Source organism: Streptomyces sp. 2131.1, from assembly GCF_900105515.1.
Taxonomy (GTDB): domain Bacteria; phylum Actinomycetota; class Actinomycetes; order Streptomycetales; family Streptomycetaceae; genus Streptomyces; species Streptomyces drozdowiczii.
Window position 1 is genome coordinate 2,084,957 of the sequence record NZ_FNSY01000001.1, and the last position, 16,207, is coordinate 2,101,163.

The 16,207-nt window shown below is 70.7% G+C and carries 17 protein-coding genes; 7 read left to right on the top strand and 10 right to left on the bottom strand.

Features of this window, described 5'->3' with window-relative positions; genetic code table 11:
• Positions 1-2 precede the first annotated feature (2 nt).
• Both BLW14_RS09085 and pyk read left to right on the top strand, forming a co-directional pair.
• Positions 3-1,247 (top strand): acetate kinase, encoded by a 1,245-nt coding sequence (locus tag BLW14_RS09085; protein WP_093706076.1) that lies wholly within the window; start codon positions 3-5, stop codon positions 1,245-1,247.
• Between the two features lie 74 nt (positions 1,248-1,321).
• The gene (pyk, locus tag BLW14_RS09090) at positions 1,322-2,752 is read left to right on the top strand and encodes a pyruvate kinase (protein WP_093706078.1); all 1,431 of its coding nucleotides are present in this window, start codon (positions 1,322-1,324) and stop codon (positions 2,750-2,752) included.
• Between the two features lie 65 nt (positions 2,753-2,817).
• Here pyk and BLW14_RS09095 read toward each other — a convergent pair whose 3' ends face one another.
• The 4 genes from BLW14_RS09095 to BLW14_RS09110 all read right to left on the bottom strand — a co-directional run bounded on the left by BLW14_RS09095 (position 2,818) and on the right by BLW14_RS09110 (position 7,061).
• Entirely contained in the window at positions 2,818-4,146 is a 1,329-nt protein-coding gene (locus BLW14_RS09095; protein WP_093706080.1) for a hypothetical protein, read from the bottom strand.
• Positions 4,136-4,714, bottom strand: coding sequence for a DUF6114 domain-containing protein (locus tag BLW14_RS09100; protein WP_093706082.1), 579 nt, complete (start codon positions 4,712-4,714; stop codon positions 4,136-4,138). Before BLW14_RS09100 ends, BLW14_RS09095 begins: the two co-directional genes overlap by 11 nt.
• 96 nt (positions 4,715-4,810) lie before the next feature.
• Positions 4,811-5,464 (bottom strand): DUF6230 family protein, encoded by a 654-nt coding sequence (locus tag BLW14_RS09105; protein ID WP_256332719.1) that lies wholly within the window; start codon positions 5,462-5,464, stop codon positions 4,811-4,813.
• A gap of 628 nt (positions 5,465-6,092) precedes the next feature.
• Positions 6,093-7,061 (bottom strand): tetratricopeptide repeat protein, encoded by a 969-nt coding sequence (locus BLW14_RS09110; RefSeq protein WP_093706086.1) that lies wholly within the window; start codon positions 7,059-7,061, stop codon positions 6,093-6,095.
• Between the two features lie 318 nt (positions 7,062-7,379).
• Between BLW14_RS09110 and BLW14_RS09115 the strand changes: the two genes are divergently transcribed.
• Positions 7,380-8,009, top strand: a complete 630-nt coding sequence (locus tag BLW14_RS09115; RefSeq protein WP_093706088.1) for a TetR/AcrR family transcriptional regulator — start codon at positions 7,380-7,382, stop codon at positions 8,007-8,009.
• Positions 8,010-8,034: 25 nt separating this feature from the next.
• Here BLW14_RS09115 and BLW14_RS09120 read toward each other — a convergent pair whose 3' ends face one another.
• From BLW14_RS09120 to BLW14_RS09135, 4 genes are all read right to left on the bottom strand, one after another.
• Positions 8,035-9,735: a coenzyme B12-dependent isobutyryl-CoA mutase large subunit gene (locus BLW14_RS09120; RefSeq protein WP_093706090.1), complete on the bottom strand. Its 1,701-nt coding sequence runs from the start codon at positions 9,733-9,735 to the stop codon at positions 8,035-8,037.
• Positions 9,736-9,813: 78 nt separating this feature from the next.
• Complete coding sequence (locus BLW14_RS09125) at positions 9,814-10,149, bottom strand: DUF3817 domain-containing protein (protein ID WP_093706092.1); 336 nt, start codon at positions 10,147-10,149, stop codon at positions 9,814-9,816.
• A gap of 65 nt (positions 10,150-10,214) precedes the next feature.
• Positions 10,215-10,724 carry a MarR family winged helix-turn-helix transcriptional regulator gene (locus BLW14_RS09130; RefSeq protein ID WP_026171455.1) on the bottom strand — a complete coding sequence of 170 codons (510 nt, stop codon included), beginning with the start codon at positions 10,722-10,724 and terminating at the stop codon, positions 10,215-10,217.
• A gap of 10 nt (positions 10,725-10,734) precedes the next feature.
• A complete protein-coding gene (locus BLW14_RS09135) occupies positions 10,735-12,135 on the bottom strand; it encodes an MFS transporter (protein ID WP_093706094.1) in 1,401 nt (466 codons plus the stop codon).
• Between the two features lie 72 nt (positions 12,136-12,207).
• Between BLW14_RS09135 and BLW14_RS09140 the strand changes: the two genes are divergently transcribed.
• Complete coding sequence (locus BLW14_RS09140; protein WP_093706096.1) at positions 12,208-13,191, top strand: ArsR/SmtB family transcription factor; 984 nt, start codon at positions 12,208-12,210, stop codon at positions 13,189-13,191.
• Positions 13,192-13,253: 62 nt separating this feature from the next.
• On the opposite strand, the gene BLW14_RS09145 is transcribed toward BLW14_RS09140, so the two are convergent.
• Positions 13,254-13,547 carry an MTH1187 family thiamine-binding protein gene (locus BLW14_RS09145; RefSeq protein WP_014048385.1) on the bottom strand — a complete coding sequence of 98 codons (294 nt, stop codon included), beginning with the start codon at positions 13,545-13,547 and terminating at the stop codon, positions 13,254-13,256.
• Positions 13,544-13,894, bottom strand: a complete 351-nt coding sequence (locus BLW14_RS09150; protein WP_018102592.1) for a DUF3817 domain-containing protein — start codon at positions 13,892-13,894, stop codon at positions 13,544-13,546. The genes BLW14_RS09145 and BLW14_RS09150 overlap by 4 nt, the downstream gene beginning before the upstream one ends.
• A 257-nt stretch (positions 13,895-14,151) precedes the next feature.
• Here BLW14_RS09150 and BLW14_RS09155 point away from each other — a divergent pair, with 257 nt between their 5' ends.
• The 3 genes from BLW14_RS09155 to BLW14_RS09165 are packed head-to-tail and all read left to right on the top strand — an operon-like array spanning position 14,152 to position 16,180.
• Positions 14,152-14,784, top strand: coding sequence for an AIM24 family protein (locus BLW14_RS09155; RefSeq protein WP_093706098.1), 633 nt, complete (start codon positions 14,152-14,154; stop codon positions 14,782-14,784).
• Positions 14,784-15,434, top strand: a complete 651-nt coding sequence (locus BLW14_RS09160; protein WP_093706100.1) for an AIM24 family protein — start codon at positions 14,784-14,786, stop codon at positions 15,432-15,434. The genes BLW14_RS09155 and BLW14_RS09160 overlap by 1 nt, the downstream gene beginning before the upstream one ends.
• On the top strand, positions 15,431-16,180 hold the full coding sequence (locus tag BLW14_RS09165) for an AIM24 family protein (RefSeq protein WP_093706102.1): 750 nt from the start codon (positions 15,431-15,433) through the stop codon (positions 16,178-16,180). The genes BLW14_RS09160 and BLW14_RS09165 overlap by 4 nt, the downstream gene beginning before the upstream one ends.
• The last annotated feature ends 27 nt before the right edge of the window (positions 16,181-16,207 follow it).

Sequence of the window (16,207 nt, forward strand, 5' to 3'; positions counted from 1 at the left end):
GCATGACCACCCCGAACACCGAAGAGACCGCGGCCGACGGCAGGCCGAGCCGGGTGCTCGTGCTCAATTCCGGCTCCTCCTCCGTGAAGTACCAGCTGCTCGACATGTGCGACCGCTCCCGGCTGGCGTCCGGGCTCGTCGAGCGGATCGGCGAGGAGACCTCCCGGCTCGTCCACACCCCGCTGAGCGGCGACGGCGGCGAGCCCCGGGAGCGCGAGGGCCGGATCGCCGACCACGACGAGGCGCTGAAGGCCGCGGCCGAGGAGCTGGCGGCCGACGGGCTCGGCCTGGACTCCCCCGAGCTGGCGGCGATCGGGCACCGGGTCGTGCACGGCGGGCTGCGGTTCACCGAGCCGACCGTGATCACCGACGAGGTCCTCAAGGAGATCGAGCGCCTGGTCCCCGTGGCGCCGCTGCACAACCCGGCCAACATCACGGGCATCCGCACCGCGACGGCGCTGCGCCCGGACCTGCCGCAGGTGGCGGTGTTCGACACGGCGTTCCACACGACGATGCCGGAGTACGCGGCGCGGTACGCGATCGACGTGGAGACGGCCGACGCCCACCGCATCCGCCGCTACGGCTTCCACGGCACCTCGCACGCGTACGTCTCCCGCAAGGCCGCCCGGCTGCTGGGCAAGGAGCCGGAGGACGTCAACGTCATCGTGCTGCACCTGGGCAACGGGGCGTCGGCGTCGGCGGTCGCGGGCGGGCGGTGCGTGGAGACGTCGATGGGGCTGACCCCCTTGGAGGGGCTGGTCATGGGTACCCGCTCCGGTGACATCGATCCGGCCGTCACCTTCCACCTGAAGCGGGTGGCGGGGATGTCGGCGGACGAGATCGACGTCCTGCTCAACAAGAAGAGCGGCCTGGTGGGGCTGTGCGGCGACAACGACATGCGGGAGATCCGGCGCCGGATCGACGAGGGCGACGAGCGTGCCGCGCTCGCCTTCGACATCTACATCCACCGGCTGAAGAAGTACATCGGCGCCTATTCGGCGGTGCTCGGCCGGGTGGACGCCGTGGTCTTCACGGCGGGGGTGGGCGAGAACTCCGCCCCGGTACGGGAGGCTGCGATCGCCGGCCTGGAGGAGATGGGCCTCGCGGTGGACGCGGATCTCAACGCCGTACGGTCCGGGGTGCCCCGGCTGATCTCGCCGGACTACGCACGGGTCGCGGTCGCCGTGGTGCCGACGGACGAGGAGCTGGAAATCGCGAATCAGACCTTCGCACTGGTCGACAACTGAGCGGCCCCGCGCCCTTTTGTATCTTCCACCAGCCGGAATATTCCGCAGCGAAACAAACCGATAGGATCCGCCTCATGCGCCGTTCCAAAATCGTCTGCACCCTCGGCCCCGCCGTCGACTCCCATGAGCAGCTCGTCGCTCTGATCGAGGCCGGCATGAGCGTGGCCCGTTTCAACTTCAGTCACGGCTCCCACGCGGAACACCAGGGTCGGTACGACCGGGTCCGCAAGGCCGCCGCCGAGACCGGGCGGGCGGTCGGCGTGCTCGCCGACCTCCAGGGCCCGAAGATCCGCCTGGCGAAGTTCGCCGAGGGCCCGGTCGAGCTGGTCCGCGGGGACGAGTTCGTCATCACCGCCGAGGACGTCCCCGGGGACAAGTCGATCTGCGGTACGACCTACAAGGGCCTGCCCGGTGACGTCGCCAAGGGCGACCCGATCCTGATCAACGACGGCAACGTCGAGCTGAAGGTCGTCTCCGTCGACGGCCCCCGGGTCCACACCATCGTCATCGAGGGCGGGGTGATCTCCGACCACAAGGGGATCAACCTGCCGGGTGCCGCGGTCAACGTCCCGGCCCTGTCCGAGAAGGACGTCGAGGACCTGCGCTTCGCCCTGCGGATGGGCTGCGACCTGGTCGCGCTCTCCTTCGTCCGCGACGCCGACGACATCAAGGACGTCCACAAGGTGATGGACGAGGAGGGCCGCCGGGTCCCCGTCATCGCCAAGGTGGAGAAGCCGCAGGCCGTCGAGCACATGGAGGGCATCGTCATGGCGTTCGACGGTGTGATGGTCGCCCGTGGCGACCTCGCCGTCGAATATCCGCTGGAGAAGGTCCCGATGGTGCAGAAGCGCCTGGTGGAGCTGTGCCGGCGCAACGCCAAGCCGGTGGTCGTGGCGACCCAGATGATGGAGTCGATGATCACCAACTCCCGCCCGACCCGCGCCGAGGCGTCCGACGTCGCCAACGCGATCCTGGACGGCGCGGACGCGGTCATGCTCTCCGCGGAGTCCTCGGTCGGCGCGTACCCGATCGAGACCGTCAAGACCATGTCGAAGATCGTGGTCGCCGCCGAGGAGGAGCTGCTCTCCAAGGGCCTCCAGCCGCTGGTGCCGGGCAAGAAGCCCCGTACGCAGGGTGGTTCGGTGGCCCGCGCGGCCTGCGAGATCGCGGACTTCCTGGGCGGCGAGGCCCTGGTCGCCTTCACCAAGTCCGGTGACACCGCCCGTCGCCTGTCCCGCTACCGCGCGGCGCAGCCGATCCTGGCCTTCACCACGGACGAGTCCACCCGCAACCAGCTGGCGCTCAGCTGGGGCGTCGAGGCCCACGTGGTCCCGCACGTGGACACCACGGACGCGATGGTCGACCTGGTCGACTCGGAGCTGCTGAAGCTCGGCCGCTACAACGAGGGCGACACGATGGTCATCACGGCCGGCTCGCCCCCCGGCGTCCCCGGCACCACCAACATGGTCCGCGTCCACCACGTGGGCGGCCAGGCCAAGGGCTGACGCCCACGGCGACGGCCCGGCACCCCCGTGGGGGTGCCGGGCCGTCGCCGTGCCGGAGGGAGCCGTCAGGCGCCGTCCTTGGTGAAGTAGTTGTGCAGGCCGGGCACGGTCAGCGTGCCGCCGAACTGGCCTGCCTGGGTCACCTTCACCTTCGTGAAGAAGGCGAACGGGACGTTCAGCGGAGGCGGGGTCTCCGGGCTGAAGGTGATCGGGATGAGGCCGAAGAGGTTGCCCTTCAGCTCCTCCGTGTACATCGTCACCGTGCCGTTCCGGATGGTGGAGGTCGAGCCCTTGCTCGCCTGCACATGGCCGGTGGTCCCGGGCATCGGGCCGGTCGTCAGCTGGTGCAGGTCCTTGATGTCGATCGAGGACGCGGTGAACTTCAGCACCTTCTTGGTGGTGCCGTCGCCCTTCTGCACCTCGACGATGCCCTTGTAGTCGAGCCCGTTCAGGGTGAGCAGCGAGCTCTCCAGGATCCACGGGTCGCTGGGCAGCAGCGGGATGCCCTGCTCCGCCTTCGCGTTGGCCAGGGCCTCCGGGTCCGCGGTCGGACACGGGAACGGCTGCTTGGCGCCGTCCGGGATGTCCTCGTCCTTCTTGGCGTCGGTGCCCTTGACGTCCTCGTCGAGCTCCTCGACCGTCTGCCCCGCCTTGCCGGCCGCCTCGCGGATCGCCTCGGTGGTCTTGTCGGCGGTGTCCTTCGCCGCGCCGGTGGCCTTCTCGACGGACTTCGCGGCCGGCTTGTCCTCGGCCTCGTCCTTCGTGTCCGCGGTGGCGGACGGCTTCGGGCTCGCGGTGGTGGGCGTCGGGGACGGGCTCGCCGTCTCCTTGTCCGGGCCGTCGAAGAGGTCCTTGAGCGCGTCGCCGAGGCCCAGCGGGTCGAGCGGGTTCCTCGACTTGGTGGGCGACGGAGTGGCCGCGGGCTCGTCGGCCGGGGCGGCGTCGGTGCTCTCCTTCTTCGCGGTGTCGGTGCTCTTCGCGGTGTCGGAGGCCTCGCTGCCGGTGTCGGCCGCCGAGCCCGTGGCCGTGGGCTCCGGGGCCGCCTTGTCGGTCGTCCCCGGCGTCGGCTTCGCGCTCTCGCTCGTGGACGGCGACGGCGTCTTCGACGCGGAGGGCGTCGGGTCCGCCGACTCGCTCGGCTCGTCGGAGCGGGTCACACAGGGGCCGGGCGCGAAGGGGATGTCCGTCGAGTCGTCGGCCATCGCCAGCCTCGGGGTGAGCCCCATCCCGACGAAGACCGCCGTCGGCATCGCGGCGAGCGCGAACGCCTTCTTGCCCGACGGCATGTGGAGCTTCGTCAGCAGCGACTTCCTGGGGGCGGCGTGGCGGGGCCCTCTGCGTTCCTGGAGCCCGTTCTCGTCCGCGCGGTCGGCCTGCTTGTCGTCACCCCGCACGATGCCTCCCGCCCTCGGTCTCGCCGCTCATGTCGTACGCCTGCTGCTCGGGGATGCCCGCCCCGTGGAGCGCGCCCTCGGGAAGCTGCTCGTCCTTCGCGAACGAGACGGTCTCCGGGGCCTCCGTGGCGGGAACGGCCGCGACGGGCGCGGTCCCCTCCTCCGCCTGCGCCTCGCCCGGGGCCCACGACACGGAGAGCGCGCCGCCGAGCAGGGCGAAGATGAAGCCGATCAGGAAGCCGCCGATGTTGGCGACGGGTATGGAGATGAGGGCCAGCAGAATCGCCGCGACACCGGCGAACACGCGGACGATGCTGTGGAACCACATCGTCAGGCCCAGCGTGACGAGCAGGACGCCGATGATCAGCGAACCGGCCCCGGCCGTGGTGGACATCGCCAGCGTCACGTTGCCGAGGTGCATGTTCGCGTACGGGAAGTACATGATGGGCAAGCCGCCCAGCATGGTGAACAGTCCGGCCCAGAACGGCCGGTCACCCCGCCAGGTGCGGAAGCCTCGCCGGGCGACGGAGAGGTAGTGCTCGTTCTGCCCTTGGGATTCGGGGCTCATGGAAAACAGCTCCCTGGGAACCGGTACTGCTGTGAGAAAGAGAAGGGTGGGCGGCCGGGGACCCGTTGTGCGCCCCCGACCGCCCGGGCGAGTGCCCTAGTAGCACTCGTTGACGCCCTTGGACAGCGAAAGGTGCAGACCCGGCAGCTTGAACGTTCCTGCCGTGGTGGCCCACGCCTTCTGCTGCACGCCCGTCAGCGTGGCGGTCTCGGCCCGCTGGGAGAACCCGTTGGGGTTGACGTACTTGCCGGCGTTGGGCTGGACGCCCGGGTTCTTCAGATCGCCCGTGCGCACACCGATGTCGATGTTGCCGAACTCGGCGTCACCCTTGAGCTCCGAGACATCGAGGTAGAGCCCGGTGGCGTCGACCTTCTTGTCGGTGTCCTTCGGGTCACCGGCGGTCAGCCGCAGCGTCACGCTGCCCAGCCCGAAGGGCAGGTTGGGGGTGACGACCGACTGGCACATCTTGGTGATGGTGGCGTGACTGAACCCCGAGACGGCAACGGCGTGCGCCTTGCCCTCCTTCGTGGGGTCGGCGCCGTCCTCGGTCGCGATGCTGCCGTACTGGACGAAGTTCTCGCCCTTCAGTTCGGCGGCCGTGACCTTGAACTCCTGGCCCGACACGCTGAAGGACGCGGCGAGCGCGCCCTGGGCCAGACCGACGCCGACGGCGGCGGTGGCTATGACGCTCGGCACCATGACGACAGCGAAACGCTTCCATCTCGTGCCACCGCGAACCTGGGAACTCATATTTTTCCTCCTTCTCGGACGTACATCTCCGGTCCGGCATCCTGCCCGACCTGGGATGGGAGAAGTGCTACGTCCTCGGAAAGGAGAGCGCCCGGATACGAAGGCGTGTACCGCGTCCGCATCACCGGCGATCACCCCCGAGCGACAACCACTGGTCACGCGTGTGCGTAACCCGATCGGACAGGCCCTGCCGGCCGGCAGGAACCCCCCTGTCCGGAGCCGGCGCCACTGCCGCCGGCCCGCCCGGTGGGGACCCAATGGAGCCGCCGCTCCCGACTGGCAACCGGGCTGGCGTTATTGGACCGAGCGTGGCCGATCGTGGTCCATTCCCGGCCGGGACACAAGGGGGTTCGTTACTCGCTGGTAACGCCCTCATAACCGGGCCACGACCTGCTGACACCGAGCGGCCACACAGGGTTGCGCCGGGATGGAGGACGAAAAGGAGGAAGCGGGAGCGAAACGGGACAGACCCCGAAGATCGATTTACTGCGAGTAACAGGCCGTGCTTTTATCAAGATTTGGTAAAGCAGGGCCCACTCTTATCGCCTGATCGCGAAAACGGCCGCGGCGCCCGGAGGCCGCCGCGGCCGTGTTGTCAGTTCGGCACAATCGCGCCGGACCAATCGGATCAGAACAGGACGCGCGCCAGCGCGGTGCGCGCGGCACCCACCCTCGGGTCCTCCGGGCCGATCACCTCGAAGAGGTCGAGCAGCCGCAGCCGCACCCGGTCGCGGTCCTCGCCGAACGTACGGCGGACGGTGTCCACGAGCCGGCCGAAGGCGTCCTCCACATGGCCGCCGACGAGGTCGAGGTCGGCCGCCGCCAGCTGCGCGTCCACGTCGGCCGGCTTCTCGGCGGCCTCCTGGCGCACCTTCTGCGGGTCCGTCTCCTGCACCCGGGCCAGCAGTTCCGCCTGGGCGAGGCCGAGCCTGGCCTCCGTGTTGGCCGGGTCGTCGGACAGGACGTTCTTGTACGCCTGCACGGCACCCGGGAAGTCGTTGGCGTCCAGTGCCTGCGCGGCCGCCTCCAGGAGGGAGTCGTAGGGGCCCGGCGGCACCGGGGCCTGGGCCGGCTCGCCCGCCGCCGACGGGTCGACCGCGATACCGGTGAGGCCGAAGCGCTCCTCGCCGACCTGGATCAGCTGGTCCAGGGTCTGGCGGATCTGGGCCTCGGGGGCCGCGCCCTGGAAGAGCGGCAGCGCCTGTCCGGCGACGACGGCGAAGACCGCCGGGATGCCCTGGATGCCGAACTGCTGCATCAGCATCTGGTTGGCGTCGACGTCGACCTTGGCCAGCAGGAAGCGGCCGTTGTACTCGTGGGCCAGGCGCTCCAGGAGCGGGCCCAGCTGCTTGCACGGCTCGCACCACTCGGCCCAGAAGTCGATGACGACGGGCACTTCGGCGGAGCGCTGGAGGACGTCGTTCTCGAAGCCCGCCTCGTCGACGTCGATCACGAGGGAGGACGCGGGTACGGCCGCGGGGCCGCCCTGGCGCGCGGCCTCGGCGCGGGTCTGCTCCGCCTTCGCCTTGGCCTCTCCGGCCGCCTTCACCGCGGCGAGGTCGACGACGCCGCTCATGGACATGTTTCTGGGCTGCATGCGTACATCCTCCCCCCTCGGTGCGCTGTTCCGGAAAGCGATACGTGAACCGCGCCCGTCCGAGCCCCTCGCCGGTGTGCGAGACGGACGGACAGACACGGTTCCGGGGCCCCTGAAAGACCCGGTTCGGCGCCCGGTCCCCACCCGGCGCCTGTGGCTGTCGTTCGTTCGTGGCGCTCACGCCGGCCGGGGCCGACGCCTTACGCTACGACCCGTAGCGTAACTGGCTACGACCCCTCGTGCACAAGAGTGTTCGGTGATCTGTCTCACGGCTTCGGAGGCCGGTCGGATTTACCTACTGGCGGGTATGGTCGCCGCATGCTCAGCCGTAGCCACCCCAAACCCACACGATCGGGACGCCCTCGCAGCGCCCAGGCCGACGAGGCGATCCTGGAGGCGACCAGAGCGTCGCTCGTGGAACTCGGCTGGTCGAAGCTGACGATGGGTGACGTGGCGACGCGGGCCGGGGTCGCCAAGACGACCCTCTACCGGCGCTGGGCGGGCAAGAACGAGCTGGTCGTGGACGCGGTCGCGGTGCTCTTCGACGAGCTGGAGCTGCCGGACCTGGGCAGCCTGGCCGCCGATGTGGAGGCGGTGGTGCTGCAGTTCGCCGCGCTGCTCGACCGGCCGGAGACCCGGACCGCGCTGATGGCGGTGGTCGCGGAGTCGACGCGGGACGAGGCGCTGCGGGCCCGTATCCGCGACTCGATCGTCAACCGGCAGAAGCGGCTCGTGCTCCAGGGGCGGCGGCGGGCGCAGGAGCGCGGCGAGCTGCCCGTCGAGCCGGACGAGGCCACGGCGGACCTGACGGCGGACCTGATCTTCGATGTGATCGCCGGCGCGGTGGTGCACCGGACGCTGGTGAGCGCCGAGCCCGTCGATGCCGACTGGGCCCGGCGCTTCACGCTGCTGCTGCTGGCGGGTCTGGGCGCGGCCGCCGCGGGCTAGCGGCGACCGCGCGGCCGTACGTACGTCAGAAGCCCGCCGGCTCCGTGTAGACGCCCCACTCGTCGCGCAGGACGCCGCAGATCTCGCCGAGGGTCGCCTCCGCGCGGACCGCGTCGAGCATGGGCGCGATCATGTTGGAGCCGTCGCGGGCGGCGGCCAGCATGGCGTCCAGGGCGCCCTTGACCCGGGCGTCGTCGCGGCCCTCCTTGCGGCCGGCGAGGACGCGGACCTGCTCGCGCTCGACCTCGTGGCTGACGCGCAGGATCTCCAGGTCGCCGGTGACCGAGCCGTGCGCGACGTTGACGCCGACGACCCGCTTGTCGCCCTTCTCCAGGGACTGCTGGTAGCGGAAGGCGGACTCCGCGATCTCGCCGGTGAACCAGCCGTCCTCGATGCCGCGCAGGATGCCGGAGGTGATCGGGCCGACCGGGTGCTGCCCGTCGGGGTGGGCGCGGGTGCCGCGCTCCTTGATCTGCTCGAAGATCTTCTCGGCGTCGGCCTCGATGCGGTCGGTGAGCTGCTCCACGTACCAGGAACCGCCCAGCGGGTCGGCCACGTTGGCGACGCCGGTCTCCTCCATCAGCACCTGCTGGGTGCGCAGCGCGATCTCGGCGGCCTGCTCGGAGGGGAGCGCCAGGGTCTCGTCGAGGGCGTTGGTGTGCAGCGAGTTGGTACCGCCGAGGACGGCGGACAGGGCCTCGACGGCGGTGCGTACGACGTTGTTGTACGGCTGCTGCGCGGTGAGCGAGACACCGGCGGTCTGGGTGTGGAAGCGCAGCCACTGGGCCTTGTCGGTCTTCGCGCCGTACGTCTCCTTCATCCAGCGCGCCCAGATCCGGCGGGCGGCGCGGAACTTGGCGATCTCCTCGAAGAAGTCGAGGTGCGCGTCGAAGAAGAAGGACAGGCCGGGCGCGAAGGTGTCGACGTCGAGCCCGCGCGAGAGGCCGAGCTCCACGTAACCGAAGCCGTCGGCGAGGGTGTACGCCAGCTCCTGCGCGGCCGTCGCCCCGGCCTCGCGGATGTGGTAGCCGGAGACGGAGAGCGGCTTGTACGCGGGGATGGAGCTCGCGCAGTGCTCCATCAGGTCGCCGATGAGGCGCAGATGGGGCTCGGGCTGGAAGAGCCACTCCTTCTGCGCGATGTACTCCTTGAAGATGTCCGTCTGGAGCGTGCCGTTGAGGACGGCCGGGTCGACGCCCTGGCGTTCGGCGGCGACCAGGTACATGCAGAAGACCGGGACGGCCGGACCGCTGATCGTCATCGACGTCGTGACGTCGCCGAGCGGGATGTCCTTGAACAGGACCTCCATGTCGGCGGCGGAGTCGATGGCGACGCCGCAGTGGCCGACCTCGCCGAGCGCGCGCGGGTCGTCGGAGTCGCGGCCCATGAGCGTCGGCATGTCGAAGGCCACGCTCAGCCCGCCGCCGCCGGCGGCCAGGATCATCTTGTAGCGCTCGTTGGTCTGCTCGGCGTTGCCGAAGCCGGCGAACTGGCGGATGGTCCAGGTGCGGCCCCGGTAGCCGGTCGGGTGGAGTCCCCGGGTGAAGGGGTACTCGCCGGGCCAGCCGATCCGCTCGAAGCCCTCGTACGCGTCCCCGGGGCGGGGGCCGTACACGGGCTCGACCGGATCGCCGGAGAGCGTGGTGAAGTCCGCGTCACGCTTGCGGGCCTTGTCGTAACGGGCCTGCCAGCGGCGGCGGCCTTCCTCGATCGCGTCAGCGTCCATGCCACCAATTTACTAGGACGTCCTAGTAAATGTCGATGACAAACCGCCCGGCGCTTCGCGCGGGGCGGTTCGGTGAGGTCAGACGCCTGCGGGGGCCGCGGGGGTCGTGTCGGCGACCAGCGGCTCGACCTCGCGGACGACCTTGCGCTCGACGAAGAACGCGGCCGTAGGGATCGTGCCCGAGATGAGCACCCAGGCGAGCTTGCCCATCGGCCACTTCGCCTTGGAGCCCAGGTCGAAGGCGAAGATCAGGTAGATGATGTACAGCACGCCGTGGATCTGGGAGACGACGAGCGTCAGGCCCTCACCCTTGTCGAAGCCGTATTTGAAGATCATGCACACGCAGAGGATCAGCAACATGACGGCGGTGACGTAAGCCATCACCCGGTATCGGGTCAGCACACTGCGTTTCATGGCATCGAGCGTAACCGGACGTCCGGGGCGATCTTGCAGCGGGCCGGGCGCCGGAACCGCGTCTCTCAGATCTCCTCGAAGTCCTGCGCGGCGATGCGCAGCGGCCGCAGCAGCGCGAAGATCTCGGCGCACTCCTCGGCGTCGTACACCCCGAGTCCGAACTCCATCGCGACCAGGTCCCGGGTCGCCGATTCCACGACCTCGCGCCCCTTGTCCGTGATGGAGGCCAGCGTGCCCCGCCCGTCGTTGGGGTTCGGGCGCTTGTCGACCAGGCCGGAGCGCACCAGCCGGTCCACCGTGTTCGTCACGGACGTCGGGTGGACCATCAGCCGCTCACCGATCTTGGACATCGGCAGCTCGCCCGCCTTGGAGAAGGTGAGCAGCACCAGCGCCTCGTACCGCGCGAACGTCAGCCCGTACGGCTTGACGACGGCGTCGACCTCCGCGAGCAGGATCTGCTGCGCGCGCATGATCGAGGTGATCGCCCCCATGGACGGGACCGGGCCCCAGCGCTGCTGCCAGAGCTCGTCGGCGCGGGCGATGGGATCGAAGGGAAGGCTGAGCGGCTTCGGCACGGCCACGACCTTACCCATGGGGAACTTGTCGGTCCTCCCCGTCTCGAACTTCGGTCCGGTCCGGGGCCGTGGGTGCGGTTCTGCGGACCTCCGCGACCAGCGGGAGCAGGCACAGCGTGCCGAGGACACCCGCCCCGGCGACCACCTGGTGGACGGGGAAGAACTCGGCGGCGAGCCCCGTCAGCGCCATCCCGACGCCCTGGAGCGTCATCAGCCCGGCGGTGAGCAGGGTCATGGCCCGGCCGCGCAGCTCCTCGGGGACGGCCGCCACGAACCACTGGTCGAGGCCGATGTTGTACGCGGACGAGACGCCGACGACCACGAGGACGGCGGCGGCTCCCGCGACGCCCGGCGTCAGCGCGTACATCGCGAGGGGCAGCAGCCCGGCGGCGGCGAGCGGCAGCACGATCCGCTCGCGGGTACGCGGGCGCAGCGCGGAGCCCGCGTACAGCTCGGCGGCGATGTGGCCGACGGGCATGGCGCACATCAGCAGCCCGAGCGCGGCCGGGCCCACACCGATCTCGTCGGCGTACGGCGCCGCGACCGCCTCCGGCGCGACGACGAAAAGCGGGGGCAGCCAGAACAGCAGCATCAGGGCGCGGACGCGGCGGTGGCCGAGGACCAGCCGGGCGCCGGACAGCGACTCCCGCAGCAGGGTGGAGCCGCCGCCCCGCCCGGCGCGGGCCGGGCGGTCGCGGGTGCCGAGGCGCAGCAGCGCCGCCGAGCCGAGGAAGGTGAACACGGTGACCGTGATCGCGCCGCGCGGGGAGAGCACCGCGAGCAGCAGCCCGCCGACGCCGAACCCGGCGAGCAGCGCGCTCTGCGAGACGATCCGCAGCAGCGAGCGCCCCAGTACGAACAGCTCGCCCTCGCCCAGGATGTCGGTGAGCGCGGCCATCCGCGTCCCGGTGAAGACCGGCGAGACTGCGGCCACCAGGCAGCGCAGCCCCAGGAGCCCGGCGACCGGCGTGCCCGGAAGGATCATCACGGCGACGCAGGCCGCGCAGATCAGATCGCAGGTGACCAGCACCCGGCGGGCGGGGTAGCGGTCCGCGATGCCGGCGAAGAGGGTGCCGCCGACGAGGTACGGGAGCATGCCGAGCGCGAACGTGAGCGCGCTGAGCAGGGGCGACGAGGTGAGGTCGTAGACGAAGACGGTGAGCGCGAGTTCGCTGACGACGACGCCGAGCAGCGAGAGCAGGTGCGCGGCGAACACCGCCCGGAACTCGCGTACGGCGAATACGGAGCGGTAGCCGCGAGGGGCCCGCTCCCGGGGCGCTGCCGGACCGCTCGGGTCAGGGGGGCCGGGGCGCTCCGGGGGCGGAGCCGGGAGAGGGACCGGTCCGGCGATGGCGGGTTCGGGGGTGTCGCGGGGATGGCCCGCCCGGGGGTCGGTGGTGTCTCTCGGCATGGGCGCAGCCTGCGGGAACGGGGCGGCCGACCGTAGACTTTCGGCCCCAGCCGAATCTTCCCGGGGCCCGCCATGTCCTTCCACCTGCATTTCGACGAGAGCGATCTGCTGCGCTGCCGTTTCGCGCTCTCGCCGCTGTGGGAGACCCAGTCGGCCGTGCGGGTGCTGGCACGGCCGGGGCAGCAGGGCTACCACCTGCCGTGGCTGCGGCGCATCCGGGAGGCGGCGGCCGGGCTGCCGCTGGAGCCGTTGTGGCTGCTGATGCCGGACGGCGGCCACAGTCCGGACTTCTTCAGCCCGCCGCCCGTGGGGCCGCTCGTCTCGTTCGAGGAAGAGATCGCGGCGGTGCGGGCGATCGATCCGGAGCTGGCCCGCCAGGACATCGAGGCGTCGCTCAGGGACCGGCCGGAGGCGTGGTCCTCGGCCGCCGGGCAAGCGCTGCTGGCCGATCCGGCGCGGAGCCTGCGGGAGCTGACGGACCTGCTGGAACGGGCCTGGCGTGCGCTCGTCGAACCGCACTGGCCCAGGCTGCGCGCCCTGCTGGAGGCGGACGTGGCCTACCACTCGCGGCGGTTGGCCGCGGTGGGGTTCGAGCGGCTGCTCGGTGAGCTGAGCCCGCGGCTGAGCTGGTCCGGCTCCACGCTCACCATCAACGACACGAAGACCCGGCACTCCCGCGTGCTCGGCGGGCAGGGGCTGGTCCTGATGCCGTCCGTGTTCGTCTGGCCGGCCACGGTCGGCGGCTTCGAGGACCCCTGGCTGCCGGCCGTCGTCTATCCGGCGCGCGGCATCGGGGGCCTGTGGACGGAGCCGGGCGGCACCACCCCCGACGCCCTGGCGCGGCTGCTCGGCCGGGCGCGGGCCGACGTCCTGTGCGCGCTGGACCAGCCGGCCGGCACGAGCGCGCTCGCCCACCGGCTGAACCTGGCGCCGTCCTCGGTGTCGGAGCACCTGTCGGTGCTGCGGGCGGCGGGACTGCTGACCTCGCGCCGCTACGGACACCAGGTGCTGTACGAGCGGACGCCGCTGGGGATCGCGCTGGCCGTCCCGGAATGACGGGAGCCCCCGCCGGCCGGTCGTTCCGGGGGCGAGGGCTCCGCGTACGTGCGTACGGAGGGTCAGTCCGCGAGGTACCGCTCGACGGTTTCCACCTTGGAGGTGAGTCCGTCGGTGACCCCGGGGCGGATGTCGGCCTTCAAGACCAGGGAGACCCGCCCGGCGCGCGCCTCGACGGCGGCGACCGCGCGCTTCACGACGTCCATGACTTCGTCCCACTCCCCCTCGACGGAGGTGAACATCGCGTCCGTGCGGTTCGGGAGACCGGACTCACGGACGACCCGGACCGCGTCGGCGACGTACTCGCCGACGTCCTCGCCGACCCCGAGCGGGCTGACGGAGAAGGCGACGATCATGCGCTGACCGTGCCTTCGCGGCGGGCCCGGGCGGCGATGACGCTGTCCGCCTCGTAGCGCTTGAGCACCTTGTCCCCGTACAGGCCGCCGAACGGCAGCACGCAGAGCAGGAAGAAGAACGCGACGCGCTTCAGCGGCCACTTGGTCTTCGCCCACACGTCGAGCAGCAGGACCACGTAGATCACGAACAGCACGCCGTGCAGCATGCCGAGCGGCATCATCAGGAAGTCGATGTCGGAGACCCGGCTCAGGACCGAGCCGAAGAGGATCAGCGCGGGGAAGGACAGCGCCTCGGGAATCGAGATGAGGCGCAGCCGGTGCAGGGCGGTGGCGGTCTTGATGTCCACGGGGGCACCTTCGGTGGGAGGGTCGTGACAGCTTGTGAACGCACGCACAAGCGGCCCCCATTGTGACATCGCGGCCCGGCCCGCCCCGCACGGGGTCCGGCGGGGAGCGGTCCGCGCCCGCCCGGTTCCGTACGAAGTACGTCCCGATCGCGTCCGGGTCCCGTACCGGATGCGTATCAGGGGCGGTCCGGGGCGCCCGATCGCGCGGCTGCCCCTGTTCCGGCGGCGGTCGCTGCGGCTATTTTCGCCGGGTGGCAATGTTCCGGCTTGAGGGAAGCAAGACGCTCGCCGTCGATCTGGCAGGCGATGCCGTCAAGGCGAAGAACGGCTCGATGGTCGCGTACGAGGGCCAGATGTCGTTCAAGAAGATGACGGGCGGCGGTGAGGGACTGCGCGGGATGGTGACCCGCAGGCTGACCGGTGAGTCGATGGCGGTGATGCAGGTCACCGGGCAGGGCACCTGCTACTTCGCGGACCGGGCGAGCGAGATCAACCTCGTCACGCTGCACGGCGACAAGCTGTACGTCGAGGCGAGCAACCTGCTCTGCACCGACGCGGGACTGCGGACGGGCACCACGTTCACCGGGCTGCGCGGCGGGGCGACGGGCAACGGCCTGTTCACCACCACCGTGGAGGGGACCGGCCAGGCGGCGATCATGTCGGACGGCACGGCCGTGGTGCTGCGGGTCTCCGCGCAGTACCCGCTGTTCGTCGACCCGGGCGCGTACATCGCCCATCAGGGCGACCTCCAGCAGCACCTGCAGTCCGGGGTCAACTTCCGGACGCTGATCGGCGAGGGCTCCGGCGAGTCGTTCCAGATCCGTTTCGAGGGTGAGGGACTGGTCTACGTGCAGCCCAGCGAGCGGAACACGATCGGGGGGAACGTCTGATGCCCTTCCGCGAGATCAACTCCAAGATGGTCGAGGCGACGGTGGTCCCCGGCCAGAAGATGTTCAGCCAGCGCGGGGCGATGCTCGCCTACCGGGGCGAGGTGGCGTTCACGCCGAACATCCAGGGCGGCCAGGGCGGCATGATGTCGATGATCGGCCGCCGGATGGCGAACGAGGCGACCCCGCTGATGACGGTCGAGGGCAACGGCACGGTGATGTTCGGCCACGGCGGCCACCACATCCACGTGATCAACCTGTCCGGGGACACCCTCTACGTGGAGGCGGACCGCCTGCTCGCCTTCGACGGGACGCTCCAGCAGGGCACGATGTTCATGGGCTCGCAGGGCGGTGTGATGGGCATGGTGCGCGGCCAGGTGACCGGGCAGGGCCTGTTCACCACGACACTCACGGGGCACGGCGCGGTGGCCGTGATGGCGCACGGCGGGGTCATCGAGCTCCCGATCGCGCCCGGCCGAGACGTGCACGTCGACCCCCAGGCGTACGTGGCCCACCACGGCCAGGTGCGCAACAAGCTCTCCACCGCGCTCGGCTGGCGCGAGATGGTGGGACGCGGCTCGGGCGAGGGCTTCCAGCTGGAGCTGAGCGGCAGCGGTGCGGTGTACGTCCAGGCGTCGGAGGAAAAACTGTGAACGGGCCCGTGGTCTTCGACCCGATGACGCTGCCGGCGGACGACAACGTCAACGCGTACACCTTCTGCGTGGAGCTCAAGGGGAGCCAGTGGTTCCTGCAGAAGGGCAAGATGATCGCCTACTACGGGCAGATCAACTTCGACGGCATCGGGCACGGCCGCTTCGAGCGGCTGGTCCGGGCGAGCTTCCACTCACCGCTGCACGCGAGCGACTGGGTGGTGGCCGAGGGCAGCGGCAAGATGCTCCTCGCCGACCGGGCGTTCGACGTGAACTCCTACGACCTGGACGACGGCAACCTGACGATCCGCTCGGGCAACCTGCTCGCCTACCAGCCGTCGCTGGCCCTGAAGCAGTCGATCGTGCCCGGGTTCCTGACGCTGATCGGCACGGGCAAGTTCGTCGCCGCGTCCAACGGCCCGGTGGTCTTCATGGAGCCGCCGCTGCGCGTCGACCCGCAGGCGCTGGTGGGCTGGGCGGACTGCCCCTCCCCCTGCCACCACTACGACCACGGCTACATGACCGGCCTCATGGGCGGGCTGCGCGCGCTCACCGGGATCGGCGGCGCCTCGGGCGAGGAGCACCAGTTCGAGTTCGTCGGCGCCGGTACGGTGCTGCTCCAGTCCTCCGAGGCGTTGATGGGCGAGCTGTCGACGGGGGCGGTGCCGCAGCAGCCGGGGGTGCCGGGCGGAGGTACCCCCCGGGCGCCAGGTCAGCTGGGGGACCTCCAGCGTCGCTTCGGGATGTGAGCGGTAGTCTGCGGAGGGTGACGTCGA

Coding starts and splice junctions, on each gene's coding strand:
- BLW14_RS09140 (WP_093706096.1), top strand. CDS start 12,208: ATGTCCTTCCACCTGCATTTCGACGAGAGCGATCTGCTGCGCTGCCGT.
- BLW14_RS09125 (WP_093706092.1), bottom strand. CDS start 10,149: ATGAAACGCAGTGTGCTGACCCGATACCGGGTGATGGCTTACGTCACC.
- BLW14_RS09145 (WP_014048385.1), bottom strand. CDS start 13,547: ATGATCGTCGCCTTCTCCGTCAGCCCGCTCGGGGTCGGCGAGGACGTC.
- BLW14_RS09110 (WP_093706086.1), bottom strand. CDS start 7,061: ATGCAGCCCAGAAACATGTCCATGAGCGGCGTCGTCGACCTCGCCGCG.
- pyk (WP_093706078.1), top strand. CDS start 1,322: ATGCGCCGTTCCAAAATCGTCTGCACCCTCGGCCCCGCCGTCGACTCC.
- BLW14_RS09135 (WP_093706094.1), bottom strand. CDS start 12,135: ATGCCGAGAGACACCACCGACCCCCGGGCGGGCCATCCCCGCGACACC.
- BLW14_RS09160 (WP_093706100.1), top strand. CDS start 14,784: ATGCCCTTCCGCGAGATCAACTCCAAGATGGTCGAGGCGACGGTGGTC.
- BLW14_RS09085 (WP_093706076.1), top strand. CDS start 3: ATGACCACCCCGAACACCGAAGAGACCGCGGCCGACGGCAGGCCGAGC.
- BLW14_RS09120 (WP_093706090.1), bottom strand. CDS start 9,735: ATGGACGCTGACGCGATCGAGGAAGGCCGCCGCCGCTGGCAGGCCCGT.
- BLW14_RS09105 (WP_256332719.1), bottom strand. CDS start 5,464: ATGAGTTCCCAGGTTCGCGGTGGCACGAGATGGAAGCGTTTCGCTGTC.
- BLW14_RS09115 (WP_093706088.1), top strand. CDS start 7,380: ATGCTCAGCCGTAGCCACCCCAAACCCACACGATCGGGACGCCCTCGC.
- BLW14_RS09155 (WP_093706098.1), top strand. CDS start 14,152: ATGTTCCGGCTTGAGGGAAGCAAGACGCTCGCCGTCGATCTGGCAGGC.
- BLW14_RS09100 (WP_093706082.1), bottom strand. CDS start 4,714: ATGAGCCCCGAATCCCAAGGGCAGAACGAGCACTACCTCTCCGTCGCC.